Genomic DNA, 21,542 nt, shown 5'->3' with positions numbered 1-21,542 from the left:
CGGAGTGGAGGCAGCGGTGGAGACCTCGAAGATCGCCTACAAACCCGTGGGTCTGGCGCTCGGTGCGACAGGGGGTCTGCTGGCCGGTGTGGCCTTCAAGCAGATCTGGAAGCGGCTCGGCCACGAGGACGACGCACCGAGCGCGACCGACGAGGACCGTTCGTGGCGGGAGATCCTCATCGCCGCGGCCCTCCAGGGCGCCGTCTTCGCCGCGGTCAAGGCCACGATCGACCGCGGCGGCGCAGTGGCCGCCAAACGGCTGACCGGCACCTGGCCCGCTTGAGGCGGCGGCGCCGGCGCGGTTCAGGAGTCGTGGTGCCAACGCCGCTGCTCGCGGCGTCGGCGTTTGATCACGTACAGGTCGAGGAGGGCCACACCGGTCATCAGGAAGCAGGCCGCGGCCAGGACCATGCACAGCGCCCGGGACGGAGTTCCCTGCTCGCCGGCGCGCAGGGCCAGCAGGACGAAGAGGGTGCCACCGGCCGTGAACAGCGGCGCGAACGCGATCGACAGGATGCGCCGCAGTCGCAGGTCGCTGCGCGCCCACCGTGCTTCGGATCCGTCGTGCCGCCATCGGCGGGCGACCTTGCGCGCGTGCCGGTCGGCCGCTCGCAGGCCGCCGAGCCCGTGACTGTGCTGTCTGCCGACGGAGGTCATGGCGACCACCTCCTGCCCTGTTCCGTCCTGCCCGTCGGCCCGGCGTCTGCCCAGGCGGGGGAGGTTCATTCGACCGCACGCCTACGGGGCCGAGGGGCCGGCCGGTGGGGATTCACGCGAGCGGATCCGCTCCGGACGGGTGATGCGGGTGCCCGTACGGCGAGTCGTCAGCCGGAACGCGCGGCGGTCGTCATGCTGACCCCGGTCGGCGGGCACCGCTCGCCCTGAGAAGAGGAGCAGTCCGTGCTGGAGCGCAAACGCCGCAAGCACACCACCGACGTCACCTTCGTCCTTCCCGGGGACCTCCCGCCCGGGCCGGTGAGCGTCGTCGGTACGTTCAACGACTGGCATCCCGGCGCGCACGTCCTCGAACCCCGGACCGACGGAATGCGCGCCGTGACCGTGGCCCTCCCGGCAAAGGCCTCCCACAGCTTCCGCTACCTCGCGGCCGGCGACTACTGGTTCGACGAGCCGGCCGCCGACGGGCACGCGGAAGGCAACAGCCGCCTGCTCACCTGACCGCGGCGCGGCGATCACCCGCTCCGCTCCGGCGTCCCCGGTTTCAGCCTGCTGACGGCGATCAGCTCCTCGGCGCCGAGCAGTGCGCCGTGGGCGCTGCTCCGGCCCATCACGACGCAGAGCGTGTACGCGGCTTCCTCCAGCTCGCTGCGCACGCCCGCGTCGCCGGGGTCCGCCAGCACGCGGCGGCGGGCGGCGCGCAGGTGATTCACGTGCCGGCGCAGCGTGTCCGGATCCGGCGGCGACCAGGACCCGGCGGGAGGGCCGGGCGGGACATGGGACCGGGCGAGCACATGGCGCAGCACGCTCTCGACGGCGGGCGCGACGGGTTCGCCGGCCCGGGCGGCGAGGACGGCTTCGGCGGCCGCCCGTAGGTCCGTGCCCGCGCCCGCGGCCACCTCGGTCAGGAGACGGCGGGCCTTGGCCACGGTGCAGGGGACGAGGGCCATCAGCACCCCCGCGGCGCGGGCGGCCGTGGCCCGTACCTCCTGCGGTCGCGGCGGCGCGGCCGGCGCCGCGGGCGTCCTGAGCCGCTGTGCCGGGTGATCCATCCGTCCGCTCCCCGCTCCTCCGCTAAGGCCGCTCCTTGTCCGAGGGGCCCTGCTGTGTAGCAGGCGCGGCACCGCACCGGCACGCGTACACGCACGCACGGCGCCCACAACCGCCCGATCCGGCCTCGTGAGGCGTCCGCGGTTGACCCCTGGTGTTGCCCTCTCGCCCCTCCTGAATCAGCGGTCCGGGGCTTCTTCGGGTCCCGCCTGCTCGTCGTCCGGCGCGGCGCCGGACGGGGGCGCCGGGGGCACCGCGCTCGTGACGGCACGGGCGGGGTGGGCCCGGAGGTGGGTGACCACCGTATTGGTCACGGCGACGAGCGGGACCGCCACGACGGATCCGCCGATTCCCGCGATGGTGCCGCCCGTGGCCACGGCCAGGACGACGGCGAGCGGGTGGACGCGCACGGCCCGGCCCAGGATGAACGGCTGGAGCACGTGTCCTTCGATCTGCTGCACCACGAGGACGACCATCAGCGCCATCAGGGCGGTGAAGACGCCTTCCGTGACGAGGGCGACCACGACCGCGAGTGCTCCGGAGACGACGGCGCCCACGAGGGGCACGAAGGAGGACGGGAAGATCACCACGCCGATCGGAACGGCGAGCGGTACGCCCAGGAAGTAGATGCCCACGCCGATGAAGACCGGCCCGTCTCACCCCCGAAGAGCTCCGCCAGCGAGAGCTGGTCCCGGCCGAGCACGTGCACGGCGAGGTGCGAGGCCCGGCACGCGATGCGGAAGGTGTGGTTGAGCGTGGACAGCCACGCCATGAAGCGCGGCGGCCTGATCGAGCACTGCGAGGCGAAGCCGACGAGACAGCCCGCCCGCTCGTCCGGGGCCCCGGCACCGCCCCCGGCACCGGCCGCGGCGGCCGTGAACAGGTACACGGGCCCGTCCAGCACGTCGGCGAACGCGTCCAGTTCCGTTTCCGGTCACGACGTCTCCTTCCGGGGCCTTCTGGGTCCCTCCGGTCCTTCCGGGCGGTGCGGGCGGTGCGGCCCGCCGTCCCGAGTGGAAGGGTGGGAAGCGGGTACCCCTGTGAGTGGAGGCCTACCATGCCCGCTTCGGACTGGCTCCTGGCGCCTGGAGAACGCGGCAACACCGCCACCCGGCTGGAGGACCGCCGGGCGGACGGGGCAGCCTGGTCCGAGGGCAACGAGGCCCGGCCGCTCGTCCACGGCGCCCCCTACTTCGCCGAGCTCCTCGCGCGGATCCGGGAGATGCGCGCGGGCGACCTGCTGCTGTTCACCGACTGGCGCGGCGATCCCGACGAGCGGCTCCGCGGACCCGGTACGGAGGTCGCGGCCGTACTGGGCGGGGCGGCCGAACGCGGTGTCATCGTCAAGGGGCTGCTGTGGCGCTCCCACCTGGACGGCTTCCGGTTCAGCGAGGAGGAGAACCGCTCCCTCAGTAAGGACGTCGAAGCGGCGGGCGGCGAGTGCCTGCTCGACCTGCGCGTACGGCCCGGCGGCTCGCACCACCAGAAGATGGTGGTGCTGCGGCACCCCGGCCGCCCCGAGCACGATGTCGCGTACGTCGGCGGCATCGACCTCTGCCACAACCGCAACGACGACGCCGACCACCGCGGCGACCGCCAATCGCTGCCCCTGGCGCCCCGGTACGGTCCGCACCCGCCGTGGCACGACGTGCAGCTCGCCCTGCGGGGGCCGGTCGTCGGCGACATCGAAGCCGTCTTCCGCGAGCGCTGGGAGGATCCCGCGCCGCTCAGCCGCAGTCCGCTGATGCGCCTGCGCGAACTGCTGGCCCGGGAGGACACCCGTGCGGACGAACTGCCGCCGCAGGAGCCCGATCCCCCGCCGTGCGGCCGGCACGCCGTCCAAGTGCTGCGCACCTATCCGAACCGTCTGCTGCGCGGCTATCCCTTCGCCCCCGACGGCGAGCGCAGCATCGCCCGGGGTTACCTCAAGGCGCTGCGGCGGGCCCGCACCCTGATCTACGTGGAGGACCAGTACCTCTGGTCCCCGCGCGTCGTGGACTGCTTCGCCAGGGCCCTGCGCACGCATCCGCGGCTGCGGCTGGCCGCCGTCATCCCCTCCGTTCCGGAGCAGGACGGCCTGCTCACCGGGCCCATGAGCCTGATCGGACGGATCACCGCCCTGGAGGAACTGCGCCGCGCCGGAGGAGACCGGGTCGCGGTGTACGGGCTGGAGAACCATGCGGGGACCCCTGTCTACGTACATGCCAAGGTGTGCGTGATCGACGACGTCTGGGCCGCCGTCGGGTCCGACAACGTCAACCTGCGCTCGTGGACGCACGACTCCGAGCTGAGCTGCACCGTCCTCGACCGGGCCGCCGATCCGAGACGGCCGCGCGACCCGGGCGGGCTCGGGGACGGGGCCCGCCCGTTCGCCCGGGAGCTGCGCCTGGAGCTGATGCGCGAGCACCTCGACGCCGGTGCCGGGGGCGGGGGCGGGCCGCGCGGGGAGGCAGCAGCGCCGGCGGAAGCCCTGTGCGATCCGTCGACCGCGTTCGACCGGTTCGGCGAAGCCGCCGCGGCGCTGGACGCCTGGCACGCGGCCGGGCGCCGTGGCCCGCGCCCTGCCGGCCGCTTGCGCCGCTACGTCGCTCCACGGCTGCCGGCCGTCCGGCGCCTGCTCGCTACGCCGCTGCACCACGCCCTGGTCGACCCCGACGGCCGCCCCCTCGGCATGCGGCTCCGGGGCGGATTCTGACGCTCCGGGTTCCGCCGCGCGCTCAGGTCCTGGAGACGGTTCGGACGGCCGTCTGTGGGCAGACGCCGGGCATGACGTTGGAGCATCCGGCCGAAAAGGGCAGACCGGGGCGGCTCGGCCCCTTCGAGAAGCTCGCGGAACTCGCATCCAATTTCACGAGTTCGGCGCTCTTCTCCTTCCTGTGCGTCCTCCTGGTGGCGACCTTCGTCCTCGTGCACCTCTTCCACCTGCCGATGGAATGGCAGCACCTCGCCGGTGACGCCATGGGCGCGGTGTCCCTGCTGCTGCTCGCCCTGCTCAAGAACTCCGAACGGCGGGCCGAGCATGCGATCCAGCGCAAGCTGGACGCCATCGCGAACGCCCTGCTGGACGAGCGGGAGGAATCGGGGCGCACGGCTCAACGGGAACTGGAGGAGGCCGTCGGGATCGAGGAGCAGGAGTAGTCCGCCGATGACCTCGCGGTGTACGACCTGCTCGTGGGCGGCGTCGGCCGGACGGGGGGCGGCGGCGGGGCCCGCCCCGTCGGCTGCGGCGCCCTCGTTCGGCGCGGGTGCGGTGTGGCGGAACGGAAGGTGTGGAACACATTCCGCCGACCCCCTTCCCGTCGAAAGGCCACTCCATGCACTTCACCCTCCGCAAGGACCTCGGACTGCTTTCCCTGCGCCTCGCGGCAGGCGGGGTCCTGATGGCCCACGGCACGCAGAAGCTCTTCGGGTGGTTCGGCGGTGGCGGCCTCGAGGGCACGGCCCGGGCGATGGAACACATGGGCTTCGCTCCGGGCAGGCGCAGCGCCCTCGCCGCCGGGCTCGGCGAGGCGGGTGGCGGTGCCCTGCTCGCGCTGGGTCTCGCCACGCCCGCGGCGGGCGCCGCCGCGGCGGGCGCCATGGCAGGGGCCGTCGCGGTCCACGCTCCCGCCGGTTTCTTCGCCCAAGGAGGCGGCTTCGAGTACCCGGCATTGCTCGGCACCGTCGCCGCCTCCCTCGGCGTTACGGGGCCGGGGCGCATCTCCCTCGACCACCTCAGCCGGCACCGGCTCGACCGTCCCGCCGTCATCGCGGTGGCGTTCGCCCTCAGCGCGGTCGCGGCCACCGTCGTCGTCAACCGGCGCGTCGCCGCGATGGACTCCGCGGCCGGAGCCGACGAGGACTGATCCGGACCTCCCCTCGCCGACCGGAATGGAATCAAGGAGCGGAAACCCCTGTCTGACTCCGGCTCCGGATGGCAGGCTCTAGTCCTCGAAGCGCGTCCTGGGGGGGGAGCACACGTGATGGAGCCGGGTACGGGCATGGGCCTGCGGGGCCGCAGCGGCATCGTGTCGCTGGTCGACTCGTGCCTGAAGGAGAACCCGGCGGCCGAGCGGCCCCTGACCATGCTCCTCGGGCCGGCCGGCAGCGGAGCCAGCGAAGCGCACAGCGCGCTCATGGAGCGCTTCGGGCCCGACTACCCCTTCGCCTTCGTCAACTTCGGCGGGGCCCAGTCGCTGCTGCCGCGCTACGCCCTCGGACTCCTGGCCCGCCAGCTCGAACGGAAGCTGCCCCGCTACGGACGCTCCCACTTCCCGCTGCTCAGCCTCGGCCTGCTCGCCTCCGACCAGGAACTGCGCATGCGCAACCTCGCGGAGGGCCGGCGCGCGGTGCAGCGCCAGCTGGACCGGTTCCAGGAGGAGAACGAGGCCCGCCACGGCGACTACCTGGCGGCCTTCTTCGAAGTGGGCATGGGTGCGGTCGGCATGCCCGAGGGCGCCTCCAGCGCCGCGCTGGCCCTGTTCCAGGACGCCCTGCGGCGCGGCCGCCGCACCGTGCCCGGCCTGCTCGGCGGGAGACTGGGCAGCCGGCTCACGACCGGGGCCCATTGGTACGGCCGCCACCCCATGACCCGCAGCGCGGACCCGATGGAAGCCCTCGTGGAGCTCAACCTGTGGCGCCACGAGGGCGACGAGAACGAACAGGAGCGGCTCGACCTCGTCCTCTTCTCGGCCTTCCTGGAAGACCTCAGGCGCAACACCGCCCGCAACTTCATGCCCCGCTCGTACCTGCTGCTCCTGGACAACGCCCACACCGAGTACGGCCGCCACTTCCTCGACCTGTTACTGCGCTCCCGGCACGACCAGACCGTCGTCGCCGGGCACGCCAGCGATCCGCTGACCGTCGTCGCCAGCTCCAACCGCTGGCTGCCCCGCTGGGGTCCGGCTACCGGGGACTCCTGGCCCTGGCAGCTGCGCGGTCCCGACCGTGCCTCCCTGGCCGACTGGCACGCCCACCGGCCGCCCCGCGACAGCGAGGACAGCTGGTGGTACCCGCTGCGGCTGCGCGACCTCAATCTGGACGAGGTGCGGATCCGGATCGAGCTCCAGTTGGGCGGGCACAGCGACCTGGCCCCGCTGACCCGCCTCACCCCCTTCGTGCACCGGCTCACGGGCGGGCTGCCGCGCGCCGTCCACCAGGTGCTCGACGTGCTGCGCCAGGCCGGATCGCTCCCCGACTCCGGCCCCCAGCAGGACCGTTGGCTGCGCACCCTGCCCGACCGGCCGCTGCGCACCGGGGAGGACTCCGCCACGCTCGCCGACACCGCCCTCGGCCACCTCCTGCGCGACTTCGACGGGACCCAGCGCGCGGCCCTGGCCGAATGCGCCGCCGCCCGGGACTTCTCCGTGGCCACCCGGCTGCTCAGCCCCGACGACTCCCTGTTCGGCGAGATCCGGGCCCGCTGGCTGCTGACCGGACCCGTCGCCGTGGTTCCCGTACTCCACCCGTGGCTGCGCCGGCTGCTGCTGTGGCGGCTGGCCGCGCGCCCCGACGGGTGGGACGCCGCGCACGAACTCCTCGCGGAGTACTTCCGCGGGGAGGGCAAGCCGGTGCAGGAGATGTACCACCAGCTCGCCCGTGGGCGGACCGAGGAGGTCACCACCCATCTGACCCGGCGCTTCACCGCCGTACCGGCCGCGCAGTGGATCTCCGAGTTCGACGCGATCACCACCGCTCCGAACCGGCTCCCCTCCCGCAGCGGGCCCCTGGAGCTCCTCTCCGGGATCGTCCCGCGCCGGCCCGGGCGCGTGATGGACACCGAGTCCGTGATCCACACCCTGGTGACCACCCGCTGGGTGTGGAGCGATCCGCTCGCCGACCCCGCCATGAGGCTGGGGAACCTGATCGCCGACGGCTACACCCAGCTGTCCCAACTGCGGAGGAACGACATCGTGGCCCTGTTCAACGAGGCCGAACGGTACCGGCATTGGCGCGATCCCCAGACCGCGGGCTGGGAGGGCTGAGCGCGTGCCCAGACTCGAATGGCCCCTGCACGTGGTACGCCGCGTCGCGCTGGCCACCGCGGCGACCGTCACCCTCGTCGGGGCGCTCTGGCTGGGCCTGGGCTGGCTCCAGGAACGCCAGGCCAAGTGCGCCGACGGGGTCGTCGAGCAGGGCCGGGGCGACGAGTGCGTCGGCGTGAGCGACGGCTCCTACGTCTTCGCGCCGCACCTCGACGCCGTCAGCGCGAAGATCGAGGCGGAGAACCGCCGGGTCCTCGCCAACGCGGACAAGGAACCGTACGTCAGCGTCGCCTACTTCACCTCCTTCACCACCACCGCCTCCGACAGCAACTCCGCCGAGGGCGTCCGGCACGAACTGCAGGGCGCCTACCTCGCCCAGTACCGGCACAACCAGGGCGACTTGGCCGCCACTCCCAAGATCCGGCTGCTGATAGCCAACCCGGGCAGCAAGTCCACGCAGTGGAAGCACACCGTCGGCGAACTGATCGCCCGCAAGGACTCCCCGGACCGGCTCGTCGCGGTGACCGGCCTCGGCCCCAGCACCGACGAGAACCTGGCCGCCATACGGCGCCTCTCCGACAACGGGATCGCCATGGTCGGCGCCACCATGACCGCCTCGACCATCAAGGACATCAACGGCTTCGTCCGGATCGCCCCCACCAACGAGGACGAGGCGTTCGCGGGAGCCGGGTACCTCAAGCGGCGCGGAGTCACCACGGGCGTCGTCATCCAGGACGTGGCGGAGGGAGACCTGTACTCCGCCACCCTCGGCAGCGCCTTCACCAAGGCGTTCCAGGACGGCACGCACAAGCTCGTCGCCGAGCGCATGACCTACGATTCCTCCGTCAGTAGCGCCTGGCAGAACGAACTGCGCTACATGCCGGGTCAGTTGTGCCAGCAGCGTCCGCAACTCGTCTACTTCGCGGGCCGCGGCCTGCACCTCACCCGGTTCCTCGACGCGCTCGCCAACCGCAGCTGCACCGACCAGCAGTTCACCGTGTTCACCGGGGACGACACGACCAACCTGAGCCCCGCACAGCTCGCCCGCGCCGCCGAGACGGGCATCGAGGTGCTCTACACCGGCCTCGCCCACCCCGACATGTACCGTGCGGCGCCGCAGGCGGTGTCCGCGCCCTCGGCGAAGAACTTCCAGCCGGGCGGGATCCTGGAGCAGTGGTTCCCGCACGACACCCGCGAGGACGGCGGGGCCCTGATGGGTCACGACGCGGTCCTCGCGGCGGCCCACGGCATCCAGATGGCCGCCCGCTGGCAGGGCCAGGTCGTCGGCGACGCCGTGGCCCGGATGTTCCACCAGATGGACGGCACCCAGCAGGTGGCCGGGGCCAGCGGGTTCATCTCCTTCCAGAACAACGGCAATCCGCGCAACAAGGCCGTCCCCGTCCTGCGTCTCAACGCCAAGGGCCAGGTGGAATTCGTCGAAGTCTCCGCGGCGGAGGGCAAACCACCACAGGAGCAATGACGCGCGACGCGCCCCGGTGACGTGGGGCGCCGTCGCCCGGCCCCGGCAGGGCCGGAACCCCTACCGGGGGCCTGCGGTGCTGCGTAGACTCCACCCGCATGACTGCGGGGATGGGCGCATCGGTGCTGGTCGGACGGGATGCGGAGATTCGGGCGATGCGTTCCGCGCTGGCCCGGCCGCCCGCCGTGGTGCTGATCGAGGGCGAGGCCGGGATCGGCAAGACGCGGCTCGTGCGCGAGGTGCTCGCGCGGCGGCCGGACCGCGCTGCGCGGGTGCTGTCCGGGAGTTGTCCGCCGCTGCGCGAGCCGTTCCCGTACGGGCCGCTGTTCGACGTGCTGCGCACCCTCGCGCACGCCGTCCCGGCGGGGCTCAGCCCGGTGTGCGGGGCGCTGCGTCCGTACTTGCCGGAGCTCGCGGAGCGGCTTCCCCCGCCCTGCGAGCCGCTGCACGATCCGGCCGCCGCCACGCACCGGATCTTCCGGGCGGTGGGTGCGTTGCTGGCCGCCGTGTGTCCGGCCGTGCTCGTCGTGGAGGACCTGCACTGGGCCGACGACGGCACCCGCGACCTGATCAGGTTCCTGATCGAGGATCCGCCGCCGGGGCTCGCCGTCGTGCTGACGTACCGTCGGGAGGACCTGCCCGCCCCCGGGTTGCCGCTGGGGCGCGCCTACCGGCGGACGGCCGGTCACGAGTCCCTCCTGATGCGGCTGGAGGCGCTCGACGCGGGCGAGGTGCGCACCCTGGCCGCCGCGCTCACCGGTGGCCCCGTATCGGCCCGGCTGGCGGCCGAGTTGCACGAGCGGACCGCCGGGATTCCCTTCGTACTGGAGGAGTTCGTCCGCGGGCCGGGCGCCCCCACGGCCGTACCCGCCCTGCTCCAGGAGGCGATGGCCGACCGCACCGCCGGCCTGAACCCGCCCGCCCTGGCCGTCGTCCACGCGGCCGCGGTGCTGCGCGATCCGGCGCAGGAGGCCCTGGTCACCGCCGTGGCGGGGCTCGGCGAGGAGGCCGGGGCCGAGGCGATGGGGGCAGCGCTGCGGGCCGGGGTGCTCCACGACTGGGGCTCGGACCGGTACGGATTTCGGCACGGGCTGGCCCAGCAGGCCGTCCACGAGGCCCTGTTGGGCCCCGAGCGGCGGCGCCTGCACCTGCGGGCCGTCACCGCGCTGGCCGCGCTGCCCGCGCCTCCGCTCGTCCGGCTCGCCTACCATGCCCGGCAGGCCGGGGCCGTGCGGGAGTGGCGCCGCTACGCGGAGGACGCGGCCGAGCACGCCCGGGAGATCGGGGACACCGCGCTCGCCGTGGAACTCCTCGAGGGGCTGCTCGACGACCCCGCGCTGCCCGCCGAGGACTGCGCCCGGCTGGCCCTGCGGCTCAGCCGCGCGGCCACGATCGGGCTCACCCACCGGCGCACCGCACGGCTGCTGCGCCGGGTGGTCGACGACGGCGCGGCGCTGCCCGACGCGGTGCGCGGGGACATCCGGCTGAATCTGGGGCTGCTGCTGAACAACCAGGCCGGCGACCACCGCCAGGGCCGGCTGGACACCGCCCGCGCCGTCGCCGAGCTCCACGAACGGCCGGCCCGCGCCGCCCGCGGCATGGCCGGGCTCGCCATGCCGACCTGGGGCGGGGAACCGTACCCGGTCTACCAGGAGTGGATCGACCGCGCCGAGCGGATCGCCGCCGCGCACGGGGACGAGGCGCTGCGGCTCGCGGTGCGCGGCAATCACCTCGTGCTGCGGATGACCCTCGGCGAGGGGGCGGTCCGCGGCGAGGCGGAGGCGCTGCTCGCCGCCGGCGCGGTGGACCGGGCGGGGCGCCTGGAGCTCGCGCGGATGTGCGGGAACCTCGCGGACGCCGCGGCCTGGCTGGGCAAGGACCCGGAGGCCGAGCTGTTCCGCCGGGAGGGCGACCGGATGGCCGCCGCGTGCGGAGCCCCGTACCTGCGCGGGATCATCGACGCCACCGTGCTGCGCCTGGAGTGGAGCCAGGGGCGCTGGGAGGGGCTCGGCGAGCGGGCCCGGCAGGTGTGGGAGGCGGCCCAGGGGGCTTCCGGGATCGAGTCGGAGGCGCGCCTCGTGCTGGGGCTGCTGGGCGCCGCGCAGGGGGAGTGGGAGGAGGCCGGGGAGCACCTCGCGGCGGCCGCCCTGGGCGATCCGGAGAACGCGGCCTCGCCCGTCCTGGCCGCCGCGGGCGCCGCGGCGGTACGCATCCACCTCGCGCGGGGCCGGGCCGCCGAGGCCTGCGCCGAGGCCGACCGGGGGCTCGCGCTCGTCCGGCACAAGGGGCTCTGGGGCTGGGCCGCCGAGCTCGCGGCGGCCGGCGTGGACGCGTACGTCCGGGCCGGCCGGTGCGCCGACGCGGGGCGGCTGACCGGCGAGTACGCCGAGGCCATCGCCGGGCGGGACCATCCCCTGGCGCTGGCGGCGCTGCCGCTGTGCCGGGCGGCCGTGGCCCGCTCCGCCGGACAGGCGCAGGAGGCCTCGGCGCACTACCGCCGGGCGGCGGCCGCGTTCGCCGCGCTGCGCCGGCCGCACAGCGCGGCCCAGGCCGTGCAGGCGGCCCTGGAATGCGTACCGGATCCAGACGAACTGGCGCTCCTCACTACGGAGTTCGAGCGCATCGGGGCGGCATGGGAGGCGGCCCGGTGCCGGCGGGCGCTGCGCGGGAGCGGGCACGTGTCGGCGCCCCGGCGCGGCCGGGCCGGGTACGGCGAGGGGCTGTCCCCGCGGGAGGCGGACGTGGCCCGGCTGGTGGCCTCGGGCCGGACCAACCGGGAGATCGCCGAGCTGCTGTTCCTCTCGCCGCGCACGGTGGAGCAGCACGTGGCGAAGGTGCTGCGGAAGCTGAAGGTCAGCAGCCGCACGGAGGTACGCACTCCGTAGCCGCCGGGGTGCGGGTGACGGCGGCACATAGGTACTCCCCCCGCGAATAGGTACTCCTACGGACCCGGATACGGATTGCCGTGCTCCCCGGGTGTCACGAGGGTGATCCCCGTGCCCCGGCCCCCACGCCGGGGCGTCCAGGAACCCGATCAGTAGGAGCAGTTGGATGCGTGCACAGCGTGCGGCAAGAAGCACCCGGCTCGGGGCCATATGTCTCGGTGCCGCCACCGCGACCGTCCTCGGCCTGTTCGGCGCCGCCACCCAGGCCCATGCCGGACCGGCGGAGGGCCGGGTCCTCGGCGAGGGCGCGGCGGACACGGTGAGCGGCCGGTACCTCGTCGTCCTCGACGGGGCGCCCTCCCTGCGCGCCGCCGCCACGGCCGAGACCGCCGGGGAGGCGAAGACGCTGACGGACCGCCACGGAGGGGCGGTCCGTCAGCTGTACACGGCCGCCCTCAAGGGGTTCTCCGTGAAGGCGACCCCGGAGCAGGCCCGTCGCCTCGCGGCCGCACCGGGCGTCCGCTACGTCCAGACCGACACCGTCTTCCGCGTGTCCGGGACCCAGCCCAACCCGCCTTCCTGGGGCATCGACCGCGTCGACGGGGCGAAGGACGGCTCCTACGCCTACCCGAACGACGGCAGCGGGGTGACCGCGTACATCGCGGACACCGGCCTGTACCGGCAGCACGCGGACTTCGGCTCCCGCGCCTCCTCGGGCTACGACTTCATCGACAACGACGCGGACTCCGCCGACTGCCACGGGCACGGCACGCACGTCGCGGGGACCGTGGGCGGCGGCGCGTACGGCGTCGCGAAGAACGTCAAGCTGGTCGGGGTGCGCGTGCTCGACTGCCAGGGTTCCGGTTCCACGGAGCAGATCGCGGCCGGGATGGACTGGATCGCGAAGAACGCGAAGAAGCCGGCCGTCGTCAACATGTCCCTGGGCGGCAGCGCTGACCGTGCGCTCGACGACGCCGTGGCCGGGGTCATCAACGCGGGCGTTCCGGTGGCCGTCGCGGCGGGCAACGACAGCAAGGACGCGTGCAACACCAGCCCGGCGCGACTGCCCGCGGCCATCACCCTCGGCTCCACGGACAGCAACGACGCCCGGTCGAGCTTCTCCAACTACGGTTCCTGCCTGGACCTGTTCGCCCCCGGCGGCTCCATCGTCTCCACCAAGATGGGCGGGGGCACGCAGACGATGAGCGGTACCTCGATGGCCACGCCGCACACGGCGGGAGCGGCGGCGCTCTACCTCTCGGCGCACCCCGACGCCACCCCGCAGCAGGTGCGCGACGCGCTGGTGAACAACGCGCAGTCGGGCGTGGTGACCGGGGCCGGTACGAACTCCCCCGACAAGTTCCTGAACGTGACCAAGCTCGGCGCTCCCACCCAGCCCGGCGAGCCGGTCGCGGACTTCGCCGCCCAGTGCTCCACGTCGGCCGCTTCCTGCGCCTTCGACGCCTCGGCGTCCAAGGACCCGGACGGCTCGATCGCCTCGTACGCCTGGGAGTTCGGCGACGGTGCGAAGGGCGAGGGCGTCAAGCCGTCGCACGAGTACGCCGCCGCCGGGACCTACTCGGTCAAGCTGACCGTCACCGACGACTCCGGGCGCACCGCCAACGTCACCAAGCCCGTCACCGCCGGGACGACGCAGCCCCCGACGGGCACCCCGCCGACCGCCGCGTTCTCCGTGTCCTGCTGGTACCAGGACTGCTCCTTCGACGCCTCGGCCTCCCAGGACTCCGACGGCTCGATCGCCTCGTACAAGTGGAAGTTCGGCGACTCCGCCACGGGCACCGGCGCCGCCGTGGCCCACCGCTACCCGGCCGGACAGCGCAGCTACACCGCCGAGCTGACGGTGACCGACAACTCCGGTCTGACGGCGACCACTTCGCGCCGCATCGACTGCTACGGCTTCGGTACCGGCCAGTCCCTCTGCTTCGCCTCCTGACCCCGCACCGCTCGCACGGCGGCCCGGTCCTCCCCCTCCCAGGGAGGGCCGGGCCGCCGTGCGTGCGCGGGGGTCGTCGGGCCGGCCGGTCGGCCGGGCAGCGTAGACGCTCGAAGTGAACTCGACTAGCGTTTCACGCGTGGCCGGCGGCGCCGCACGGCAGCCGCGTACGCAGAGGAGTTCCTCCTTGTCGCACGGACAGAGCCGTCACCGCCCGGGCAGACCGGCCCGCCGGGCCGTCGTAGCCGCGATCGCCTCGATCGCCGCGGCACTGACGCTGGCGGGCTGCACCGGCGGCGGTGACGACCGGGGGCCGGAGGGACGGAGCAGGCAAGGGCCGACCGTGTCCGCGCCGGTACCCGAGGGCGACGCGTTCTACGACCCGCCGAACCCGCTGCCACCGGGCAAGCCCGGCACGGTGATCCGCCAACGCCCCTACACGCCGCCCGAGGCCGCGCTGACGCTGCCGTCGCACACCTTCCTGGTGATGTACCTGAGCACCGGGACGGACGGCAAGCCGGTGGCCGCGAGCGGGCTGGTGACCGTGCCCGACGGGCCCGCACCCGCCGGCGGGCGGCCCGTCGCCGCCGTGGACCACGGCACCATGGGCATCGGCTCGGCGTGCGCCCCGTCCCGCATCCCGGCCTTCGCCGGGCTGCAGGACGCGAGCCCGGTCGGAAAGCTGCTCGCGCGCGGGTTCGTCGTCGTACAGCCCGACTACATCGGCCTGGGCGTGACCGGGGTCAGACACCCGTACCTGAACGGCACGTCCGCCGCGTACGCCACCCTCGACATCGTCCGCGCCGCCCGCGGGATCGACCCGGGGTCGACCCCGACCACGCTCGTCTACGGAGGATCGCAGGGCGGGCACGCCGCGCTGTGGAGCGCGCACCACGCCGCCGCGTACGCCCCCGAGGTCGACCTCAAGGGCGTGGTCGCCAACGCGCCGGCGGTCGGGTTCGAGTGGATGCCCGCGCTGTTCGCCCAGCAGGACGCGTCGGCCACCGCCTACACCGGGATCCTGCTGCTGCTCGTCAACGGGGCGGCTGCGGCCGACCCGGCGGTCAAACCCGCCGAGCTGCTCACCCCCGCGGGCCTGGCCGCCGCGGACCGCATCTGGACACAGCCCTGCATGGCCGCCGACCCCGATCTGCCGCCCGCCTCGGACATCCTGCGACCCGGCGCCGATCTGGCACCCCTCAACGCCGCGCTGAAGGCCAGCGCCGCCGGCGAGGCCACCATCAAGGTCCCCGTGCTGATGCCGCAGGGCGGGAACGACGTGCTGAGCAACCTCAACCAGACACTGGCCCGGGAGCTCTGCGACAAGGGCGTGGACTTGGAGTTCACGTACTACGCCGACCAAGGACACACCATCGGCGACGGCCCGCTGGACGACGCGATCGCCTGGATGGACGCACGACGCACCGGCACTCCGACGGCCGCAAGCTGCCTCTTCTGAGCGGACTCGTCCTGCAAACGGGTGACTTACCGCCACGTGCTCCGCTCGCGAGCGTTGCCAAGGCGAAACACCCGACGGGTACCACCCGCTCCAACGAAGGATCACCAGGTAATGCTGAAGAAGATGATGGTCACCGCAGTCACCACCGCCGCCGCGATCGGCGCCGGCGCCGCCATGGCCGCGCCGGCCATGGCCATCGGCAATGACAACGGGATCAACACCGTCAACGGCAACGGTGCCGTGCAGGCCTACGGCAACCAGAAGACCCAGGGCGCGATGAGCCCGCAGCTCTCCGCGGTCCAGGGCACGCTGAACAAGCCGTGCATCGGTCTGCCGGTCAAGGTCAACGCCCAGTCGCTGGTCGCGATCCTCGCGAACGTGGGCGTCCAGGACATCAACGTCCTTTCCAACCCGCAGAACCAGCAGTGCACCGAGAACTCCACCCAGGGCAAGGGCGACGAGGCCCTCTCCCACATCCTGGACAACATCCCGGTCCTCTCGGGCAACGTCTCCCAGGGCAGCTGACGACCCGCCCCAGACCGAGCACCGATCGAATCGCTTCGTCAGTCGGCCGGTGCCATGTCGTAGGTGACCCACATCGTGCGGGTGGCCACCTGGTCGTACTTGGCCCGGGCTCGGTGGTTGTCGTCGGCCGTGATCCAGCGGACCACGCTCCAGCCGCGTGCGGCGGCGACCTCCCGCAAGGCCGCGAGCAGGTGATCGGCGGCGCCGGACCCGCGGTGGGCGGGGTCGACGAACAGGTCGTCCAGGTACCCGCCGGTGGTGGCCGACAGGGGACGGGCGAACGGGCGGTAGTGCGCCAGGCCGATCAGCCGGCCGTCCGCGTCCTCGGCGACGAGGGCGCTCACCTCGTGGGCGGGGTCGTTCACCCACCCCCACACGCGTGCGGCGGCCTCCTCGGTCTGCTCCACCCGGTAGAAGTCCGCGTAGCCGCGGTACAGGGCGCGCCACTGCGGAAAGTCGGCGTCGCGGACTTCCCGGACGGCCAAGATCCTCATCGACCCGTCGCTCGCCACGGATCGCATCCTGATGCGGTGACGGCGACGGGCCGGTCGCGGCCGTAAGCCGTGGGCGGCCACCCGTCAGCTCTCGGACAGGTAGTCGGCGACGAGTTCCGCGAAGGCCTCCGGGGTGAGGACCGTGACGCCCAGCTCCGTGGCCTTGACGGCCTTGGAGCTCGGCTTCCCGCTCGCGGACGGAGCGCAGACCAGGTGGGTGGTCTTGGAGTTGACGCTGCTGCCCGCCGTGCCGCCGGCCTTCTCGATCAGCGCGTTCACCTCCGAGCGGCCCGCGCCCGCCAGCGGGCCGCTCATCCTGCCGGTGACGACGACGGTCGTGCCGGCCAGCGGGCCCTCGCGCGTCACTTCCGGCTGCCGCGGCTCCCGCATGTTCACCCCGGCCGCCACCAGCTTGTCGATGACCGCGGCCAGGGACGCGACCTGTTCGACGATGACCGGAGCCTTCTCCCCGCCGATGCCGTCGACCTCCTGCATCCGTTCGGCGTCGGCCTGCCGGATGGCGTCCATGGTCCCGAAGTAGGCGGCGATGCGACGGGACATGCTGCGCCCGGTGCCGAGGACGCCCAGCGCGCAGAAGACGCGGCTCAGCGGCCTGGACTTGGCGGCCGCGATCTGTTCGGCCAGCTTCGCCCCCCGCTTGGCGCTCCCGGAGGCGGTGGTGAGCTGCTCCTCGGTGAGGGTGAACAGGTCGGCGACGTCGGTCACGTCACCCGACTCGATCAGGGCCCTGACGTACGTCTTGCCCAGGCCGTCGATGTCGAGCATGTCGCGACCGGCGGCGTACTCGATCAGTGCGGGCAGCGCGCACGCCGTGCCCTTCGCGCAGCGCCACCGCTCCTGGTCCTTGTTGATCCCTCCGCCGCACTGCGGGCAGACCGTGGGCAGCGGCACCTCGATCGCGCCCTGCGGACGCAGGCCCGTGACGGCGGCCTGGACCCGCGGGATGATGTCGCCCGCCTTGTACACCGTCACGGTGTCCCCGAGGTGGAGGTCGCGGCGGCGGATGTCGGCGGGGTTGTGGAGGGTGGCCCGCGTGACGGTGGATCCGTCGAGGTCCACCGGGTCGAGGAGCGCCGTCGGGGCGAGTACGCCGGTACGGCCCACTTCCCAGACCACGTCCCTGAGCACGGTCTGCCGCTCGACGGCCGGCAGCTTGAAGGCGATCGCCCAGTACGGGAACCTGCTCCCGAACCCGGCCGCGGCCTGCTCGGCCGCGTCGTTCGCCTTGATGACGACGCCGTCGATGCCGAACGGCAGGGCGGGGCGCAGCGCGGCGATCTCGTCGACCTTCCGCTGCGCCTCGGCGAGGGTGGCGACCACGTGCAGGCCGGCGGGCGTATCGGCCGTGGTCCCCACGCCCGCGCGGGCCACGGCGGCCAGGGCCTCGGCGTGCGTGGCTCCGGAGGGGGCGAGGGCGACGCCGTCGAGCTCGACCGCTCCGTAGGCCCAGAACGTCATCGCCAGCCGGTAGGGCCGGTCCTTGGCCCGCAGGGTGCCGGCGGTGCCGTTGCGCGGGTTCGCGAAGACCTGTGCGCCGTGCGCGGTGCGGACTTCGTTCGCGGTATCGAACTGCTGCTGCGTGAAGAGGACTTCGCCGCGCACCTCGAAGGTGGCGGGCTGCGGCAGCCGCTCGGGCAGGCCTTCGATGGTGCCGATGACGTGGCTGACGTCCTCGCCGTGGGTACCGTCGCCTCGGGTGATGATCTGCTCCAGCCGCCCGTCGCGGTACCGCGCGGCCACGGCGGCGCCGTCCATCTTCGGCTCGACGGTGAACCCGCCCGCGGGCTCGTGCCCCAGGCGGCGCTGGAGCGAAGCTCCCCAGGCGACCAGGCCGTCCGCGTCGAAGACGTTGTCGAGGCTGAGCAGCCGGGTGGTGTGCGCGATGTCGCCGACGGGCGCGGCACCGTCCCCCACCAGGCCGGTCGGGGAATCCTGGGCGACCTCGTCCGGGTGCTCCGCCTCCCAGGCGAGCACGGAGCGCCGCAGCCGGTCGTAGGCGGCGTCGTCGAGCAGGTCGCTCTCGCCCCCGTAGTACGCCCGGGAGGCCTCGCGCAACTGCTGGAGGGCGGCGGCGTAGTCGGGGCGGCTGGACAGGCTGAACGGCGCCTCATCGGCGGAAAGGATCGTCATGGAAAGATCCTCTCCCACGGCACTGACAACGCCCCTCGGCGCCGAGCCTTGACAGCCGTTGATTAATTCGGCTTCTATTCAAATTAATTGACGCCCTGTCGCTAGCAGGCCCCCACGTCCGGCGGACGGCCCGGGCTTGAGAGGAGCACTCGTGTCAGCCCCTTCCGGGACGAGGACCGCCATCGCGCTCGCCGCCACGGCCGCGGCCCTGTTCGCCGCCCTCGCCTCCGCTCCGGCTTCGGCCCGGCCGGCTCTGTCCCCCACAGCCACGTACACCGTCTCCATCGGTGCGAAGGGTTCCTGGACCCACCCCGACGACACCCCCGCCGCCACGTACATCGACAAGAACGGTGCGTTCTACTATCAGTCGGCCCACGCCCTGTACGCGGCGAACGATCCCCGCAAGTGGACCTTCTACACCGGCAAGGACTTCGACTCCGCCACCCGCTCCGCCGCGCTGAGCACCGCGGTCGATCCGGCGAACGCCGACGACCGCAACGACGACACCACGTGGCGGTGCAACAACAGCCCGACCGGGCGCGAGGCCACGTACGCCCCGGACACCTCCCACTACGCGCAGAAGAACTACTGCGACCTGATGGGCGTTTGGGTGGATCCCGACACCGGCGACTGGTACGGGCTGGTGCACAACGAGTTCACCCCGCGACCCTTCGGCGACGGCCTGCACTACGACGCGATCGACTACGCCGTGTCCGGGGACCAGGGCAGGACGTGGGCCATCAAGGACCACGTGCTCACCTCGCCCCACAGCACCCTCCGGGGCGACACCGCGGCCTTCCCGCACGAGACGTACCACTACGGCAACGGCGATGCCCGCCTGTTCGTGGACACCGCCTCCGGCTACTTCTACGTCTACTACAACTCCCGCGTCATCCCGAAGGGCGGCGTCCCCGGTGCGTGGACGGCGGGCAGCCGGGCGCACGTGGCCCGCGCCCCCATGTCCGGGAAGATGGCACCGGTTCGTGGCGGAAGTGGTACGACGGCGCGTGGTCCCAGCCCGGAACGGGCGGCCTGGAGAGCAACATGGAACCCGTCGACGCCACCCACACCACCGGGTACACCCCGGTGGCGGAGGACTACGACCCGGCGAACCCCGGCAACGTCCAGGAACAGCAGGCGGCGGGCGAACTGCCCGCGAAATCCGACCTGTTGACGATGAACATCGCCTACAACGCCTACCTCGGCCTGTACGTGGGCCAGCCCGAGGCGGTCAACCAGGACGGCAGCGAGCCGCAGCGCTTCTACGTCACCGACAACCTCGCCACCCAGAAGTGGCGCCTCGCCGGCGACTCCGGCGCGTACCGCACCGGCTCCTGGTACCGCTGGATGCTGGACTCGGTGAACAAGACGGGCTCCACCATCGTCGGCAAGCAGTTCCGGTCGTACTGTTCGTTCTTCTGCTCCGGGGGCGCCGACGGCGAGTACTGCGAGACCGTGATCGACACGAACGCTCCCGCCGCGGTCATAGATCCGGGCAGGTCCTACACGATCACCGGCGGCACCGGCCGCCACCTCGCCCAGGTCCAGGGCAGTACGGCGACCACGTCCCTCCCCTCCGCCGGCGGGTCGGCCCTCGCCCAGTGGGTGTTCACCTCCAACGGCGACGGCTCGTACCGCATCGCCAACTCCTCCACCCGTCAGCTCCTCGGAGTCGACGCGAAGGCCGACTCGGGGCGCGCATGGGCGGCCAGGCCCACCGCGACGAAGGCGCCGCGGAGCGGGCCCACCGTGGGACAGCAGTGGTTCGTCATCCCGAACTCCACGGCCGACGGCACGCCCACCGGCACCCATCGGCTCGTGAACCGCTACAGCGGACTCGCGATCGGCCTCTCGGACGTGTCGGGCCGGCTCGCCGAGACCACTCCGACCCGCGCCTGGACCGACACCACCGGCAGTCCGGTCGGTGGCGCCCGCACCCCGGCGGAACAGACCCTCACGCTCAGCGCGGTCTCCTATTAACCGCGCAGCCGTGAACGAAACCCCGGTCCGCCGAGGAAGACATCACATTCAAGTGGAAAATATGAGACAGAGCAAAGACGTTACCTGCTCGTTATAGAACCGGGGGTGGGGTGGAGATATCAGCATTTTTCGCAGAAAACCGGGCGCATTGCTGGCACTTTCGTCACTCCGGGGAGGCGTTTCCACATATCACGGGCAGCGCCTTCCCCATAACCCTTCAGGGCCGTGCAATCTGCTCCAACCCTCGGTAGCTTCGGCCCGCATGACTGCTCATGCAGAACTGGCCCATTACCGGAAGACACCGCCGACCACCTCGTCCACCCCGACCGCCCCGTCCACCGCGACGACACACATCGACCGCCCCCGCCCGGGCGACGGACGCCTGCTGTGGCGCCTCGCCCGCGATTCGAGGGCGCTGGACCTCAACTCGGCCTACAGCTATCTCCTCTGGTGCCGTGACTTCGCCGGCACCTCCGCGGTGGCCCGTGACGCGTCCGGGCGTGCCGTCGGATTCGTCAGCGGGTACCTGCGGCCCGAGAGCCCCGGGACCCTGCTCGTCTGGCAGATCGCCGTCGACGAGTCCGTCCGGGGCCTGGGCATCGCCGGGGCCCTGCTCGACGGCCTCTCCGCCCGCGTGGCGGCAGAACACGGGCTGAGCTCCCTCGAGACCACCATCTCGCCCGGAAACCTCGCGTCGGAGCGGCTGTTCGCCTCGTACGCCGCACGGCACGGCGCCACGCTCACACGCGAAGTGCTGTTCGCCCCGGAGGAGTTCCCGGACCGCGGGTACGCCCCGGAGGTCCTGCATCGCATCGGTCCGCTCTCCTTCTGAGCGCGGAGCCGCACACGCCGTGAGCCATGCCTCGCAGTCAACGCCCCCGTAGGCAACGCCCCGTAGGCACCACCTTGCCCCGAACACCCCCCGT

18 protein-coding genes and 1 pseudogene are annotated in these 21,542 nt (G+C 72.9%); 13 read left to right on the top strand and 6 right to left on the bottom strand.

Going from position 1 to position 21,542, the window contains the following annotated elements; all coding sequences use genetic code 11:
- The first annotated feature begins 16 nt into the window (after nucleotides 1-16).
- On the top strand, nucleotides 17-283 hold the full coding sequence (locus tag AC3IX6_RS36755; protein WP_489367630.1) for a DUF4235 domain-containing protein: 267 nt from the start codon (nucleotides 17-19) through the stop codon (nucleotides 281-283).
- Nucleotides 284-303: 20 nt separating this feature from the next.
- On the opposite strand, the gene AC3IX6_RS36750 is transcribed toward AC3IX6_RS36755, so the two are convergent.
- Nucleotides 304-726, bottom strand: coding sequence for a hypothetical protein (locus tag AC3IX6_RS36750; RefSeq protein ID WP_489367629.1), 423 nt, complete (start codon nucleotides 724-726; stop codon nucleotides 304-306).
- A 174-nt stretch (nucleotides 727-900) separates the two neighbouring features.
- Between AC3IX6_RS36750 and AC3IX6_RS36745 the strand changes: the two genes are divergently transcribed.
- A complete protein-coding gene (locus tag AC3IX6_RS36745; RefSeq protein WP_489367628.1) occupies nucleotides 901-1,176 on the top strand; it encodes an isoamylase early set domain-containing protein in 276 nt (91 codons plus the stop codon).
- Nucleotides 1,177-1,190: 14 nt separating this feature from the next.
- On the opposite strand, the gene AC3IX6_RS36740 is transcribed toward AC3IX6_RS36745, so the two are convergent.
- The 3 genes and pseudogenes from AC3IX6_RS36740 to AC3IX6_RS36730 all read right to left on the bottom strand — a co-directional run bounded on the left by AC3IX6_RS36740 (nucleotide 1,191) and on the right by AC3IX6_RS36730 (nucleotide 2,614).
- Nucleotides 1,191-1,727 (bottom strand): DUF5133 domain-containing protein, encoded by a 537-nt coding sequence (locus AC3IX6_RS36740; protein ID WP_489367627.1) that lies wholly within the window; start codon nucleotides 1,725-1,727, stop codon nucleotides 1,191-1,193.
- Between the two features lie 177 nt (nucleotides 1,728-1,904).
- Nucleotides 1,905-2,372 (bottom strand): annotated as a pseudogene (locus tag AC3IX6_RS36735) (AI-2E family transporter); the annotation flags it as partial.
- Nucleotides 2,309-2,614, bottom strand: a complete 306-nt coding sequence (locus AC3IX6_RS36730; RefSeq protein ID WP_489367626.1) for a flavin reductase — start codon at nucleotides 2,612-2,614, stop codon at nucleotides 2,309-2,311. The pseudogene AC3IX6_RS36735 and the gene AC3IX6_RS36730, both read right to left, overlap by 64 nt.
- A gap of 168 nt (nucleotides 2,615-2,782) precedes the next feature.
- Between AC3IX6_RS36730 and AC3IX6_RS36725 the strand changes: the two genes are divergently transcribed.
- From AC3IX6_RS36725 to AC3IX6_RS36685, 9 genes are all read left to right on the top strand, one after another.
- Nucleotides 2,783-4,420 carry a phospholipase D family protein gene (locus AC3IX6_RS36725; protein ID WP_489367625.1) on the top strand — a complete coding sequence of 546 codons (1,638 nt, stop codon included), beginning with the start codon at nucleotides 2,783-2,785 and terminating at the stop codon, nucleotides 4,418-4,420.
- Nucleotides 4,421-4,491: 71 nt separating this feature from the next.
- The gene (locus AC3IX6_RS36720; RefSeq protein WP_489367624.1) at nucleotides 4,492-4,863 is read left to right on the top strand and encodes a hypothetical protein; all 372 of its coding nucleotides are present in this window, start codon (nucleotides 4,492-4,494) and stop codon (nucleotides 4,861-4,863) included.
- Between the two features lie 176 nt (nucleotides 4,864-5,039).
- Nucleotides 5,040-5,570 (top strand): DoxX family protein, encoded by a 531-nt coding sequence (locus tag AC3IX6_RS36715; protein ID WP_489367623.1) that lies wholly within the window; start codon nucleotides 5,040-5,042, stop codon nucleotides 5,568-5,570.
- Nucleotides 5,571-5,687: 117 nt separating this feature from the next.
- On the top strand, nucleotides 5,688-7,688 hold the full coding sequence (locus AC3IX6_RS36710) for a hypothetical protein (protein WP_489367622.1): 2,001 nt from the start codon (nucleotides 5,688-5,690) through the stop codon (nucleotides 7,686-7,688).
- 4 nt (nucleotides 7,689-7,692) lie between these two features.
- A complete protein-coding gene (locus tag AC3IX6_RS36705) occupies nucleotides 7,693-9,168 on the top strand; it encodes a type 1 periplasmic-binding domain-containing protein (RefSeq protein WP_489367620.1) in 1,476 nt (491 codons plus the stop codon).
- 98 nt (nucleotides 9,169-9,266) lie between these two features.
- Entirely contained in the window at nucleotides 9,267-12,053 is a 2,787-nt protein-coding gene (locus AC3IX6_RS36700) for an ATP-binding protein (protein ID WP_489367618.1), read from the top strand.
- Between the two features lie 166 nt (nucleotides 12,054-12,219).
- A complete protein-coding gene (locus AC3IX6_RS36695; protein WP_489367617.1) occupies nucleotides 12,220-14,007 on the top strand; it encodes a S8 family serine peptidase in 1,788 nt (595 codons plus the stop codon).
- 187 nt (nucleotides 14,008-14,194) lie between these two features.
- Nucleotides 14,195-15,466, top strand: a complete 1,272-nt coding sequence (locus AC3IX6_RS36690) for a lipase family protein (protein ID WP_489367616.1) — start codon at nucleotides 14,195-14,197, stop codon at nucleotides 15,464-15,466.
- Between the two features lie 111 nt (nucleotides 15,467-15,577).
- On the top strand, nucleotides 15,578-15,991 hold the full coding sequence (locus AC3IX6_RS36685) for a rodlin (RefSeq protein WP_489367614.1): 414 nt from the start codon (nucleotides 15,578-15,580) through the stop codon (nucleotides 15,989-15,991).
- A gap of 38 nt (nucleotides 15,992-16,029) precedes the next feature.
- Here AC3IX6_RS36685 and AC3IX6_RS36680 read toward each other — a convergent pair whose 3' ends face one another.
- Together AC3IX6_RS36680 and ligA are read right to left on the bottom strand one after the other, a co-directional pair.
- Nucleotides 16,030-16,503: a GNAT family N-acetyltransferase gene (locus AC3IX6_RS36680; protein WP_489367613.1), complete on the bottom strand. Its 474-nt coding sequence runs from the start codon at nucleotides 16,501-16,503 to the stop codon at nucleotides 16,030-16,032.
- A gap of 66 nt (nucleotides 16,504-16,569) precedes the next feature.
- Complete coding sequence (ligA, locus tag AC3IX6_RS36675) at nucleotides 16,570-18,636, bottom strand: NAD-dependent DNA ligase LigA (RefSeq protein WP_489367612.1); 2,067 nt, start codon at nucleotides 18,634-18,636, stop codon at nucleotides 16,570-16,572.
- A 151-nt stretch (nucleotides 18,637-18,787) separates the two neighbouring features.
- On the opposite strand from ligA, the gene AC3IX6_RS36670 reads away from it, so the two are divergent.
- Nucleotides 18,788-19,810, top strand: a complete 1,023-nt coding sequence (locus tag AC3IX6_RS36670; RefSeq protein ID WP_489367611.1) for a hypothetical protein — start codon at nucleotides 18,788-18,790, stop codon at nucleotides 19,808-19,810.
- A 1,068-nt stretch (nucleotides 19,811-20,878) separates the two neighbouring features.
- Nucleotides 20,879-21,448 (top strand): diaminobutyrate acetyltransferase, encoded by a 570-nt coding sequence (gene ectA, locus AC3IX6_RS36665; protein WP_489367610.1) that lies wholly within the window; start codon nucleotides 20,879-20,881, stop codon nucleotides 21,446-21,448.
- Nucleotides 21,449-21,542: the final 94 nt, after the last annotated feature.

The sequence above is a fragment of the Streptomyces sp. GL_141 genome (assembly GCF_057834385.1).
This window is presented reverse-complemented; position numbering and strand designations above follow the sequence as displayed.

Coding starts and splice junctions, on each gene's coding strand:
- AC3IX6_RS36720 (WP_489367624.1), top strand. CDS start 4,492: ATGACGTTGGAGCATCCGGCCGAAAAGGGCAGACCGGGGCGGCTCGGC.
- AC3IX6_RS36750 (WP_489367629.1), bottom strand. CDS start 726: ATGAACCTCCCCCGCCTGGGCAGACGCCGGGCCGACGGGCAGGACGGA.
- AC3IX6_RS36685 (WP_489367614.1), top strand. CDS start 15,578: ATGCTGAAGAAGATGATGGTCACCGCAGTCACCACCGCCGCCGCGATC.
- ligA (WP_489367612.1), bottom strand. CDS start 18,636: ATGACGATCCTTTCCGCCGATGAGGCGCCGTTCAGCCTGTCCAGCCGC.
- AC3IX6_RS36700 (WP_489367618.1), top strand. CDS start 9,267: ATGACTGCGGGGATGGGCGCATCGGTGCTGGTCGGACGGGATGCGGAG.
- AC3IX6_RS36695 (WP_489367617.1), top strand. CDS start 12,220: ATGCGTGCACAGCGTGCGGCAAGAAGCACCCGGCTCGGGGCCATATGT.
- AC3IX6_RS36715 (WP_489367623.1), top strand. CDS start 5,040: ATGCACTTCACCCTCCGCAAGGACCTCGGACTGCTTTCCCTGCGCCTC.
- AC3IX6_RS36740 (WP_489367627.1), bottom strand. CDS start 1,727: ATGGATCACCCGGCACAGCGGCTCAGGACGCCCGCGGCGCCGGCCGCG.
- ectA (WP_489367610.1), top strand. CDS start 20,879: ATGACTGCTCATGCAGAACTGGCCCATTACCGGAAGACACCGCCGACC.
- AC3IX6_RS36725 (WP_489367625.1), top strand. CDS start 2,783: ATGCCCGCTTCGGACTGGCTCCTGGCGCCTGGAGAACGCGGCAACACC.
- AC3IX6_RS36710 (WP_489367622.1), top strand. CDS start 5,688: ATGGAGCCGGGTACGGGCATGGGCCTGCGGGGCCGCAGCGGCATCGTG.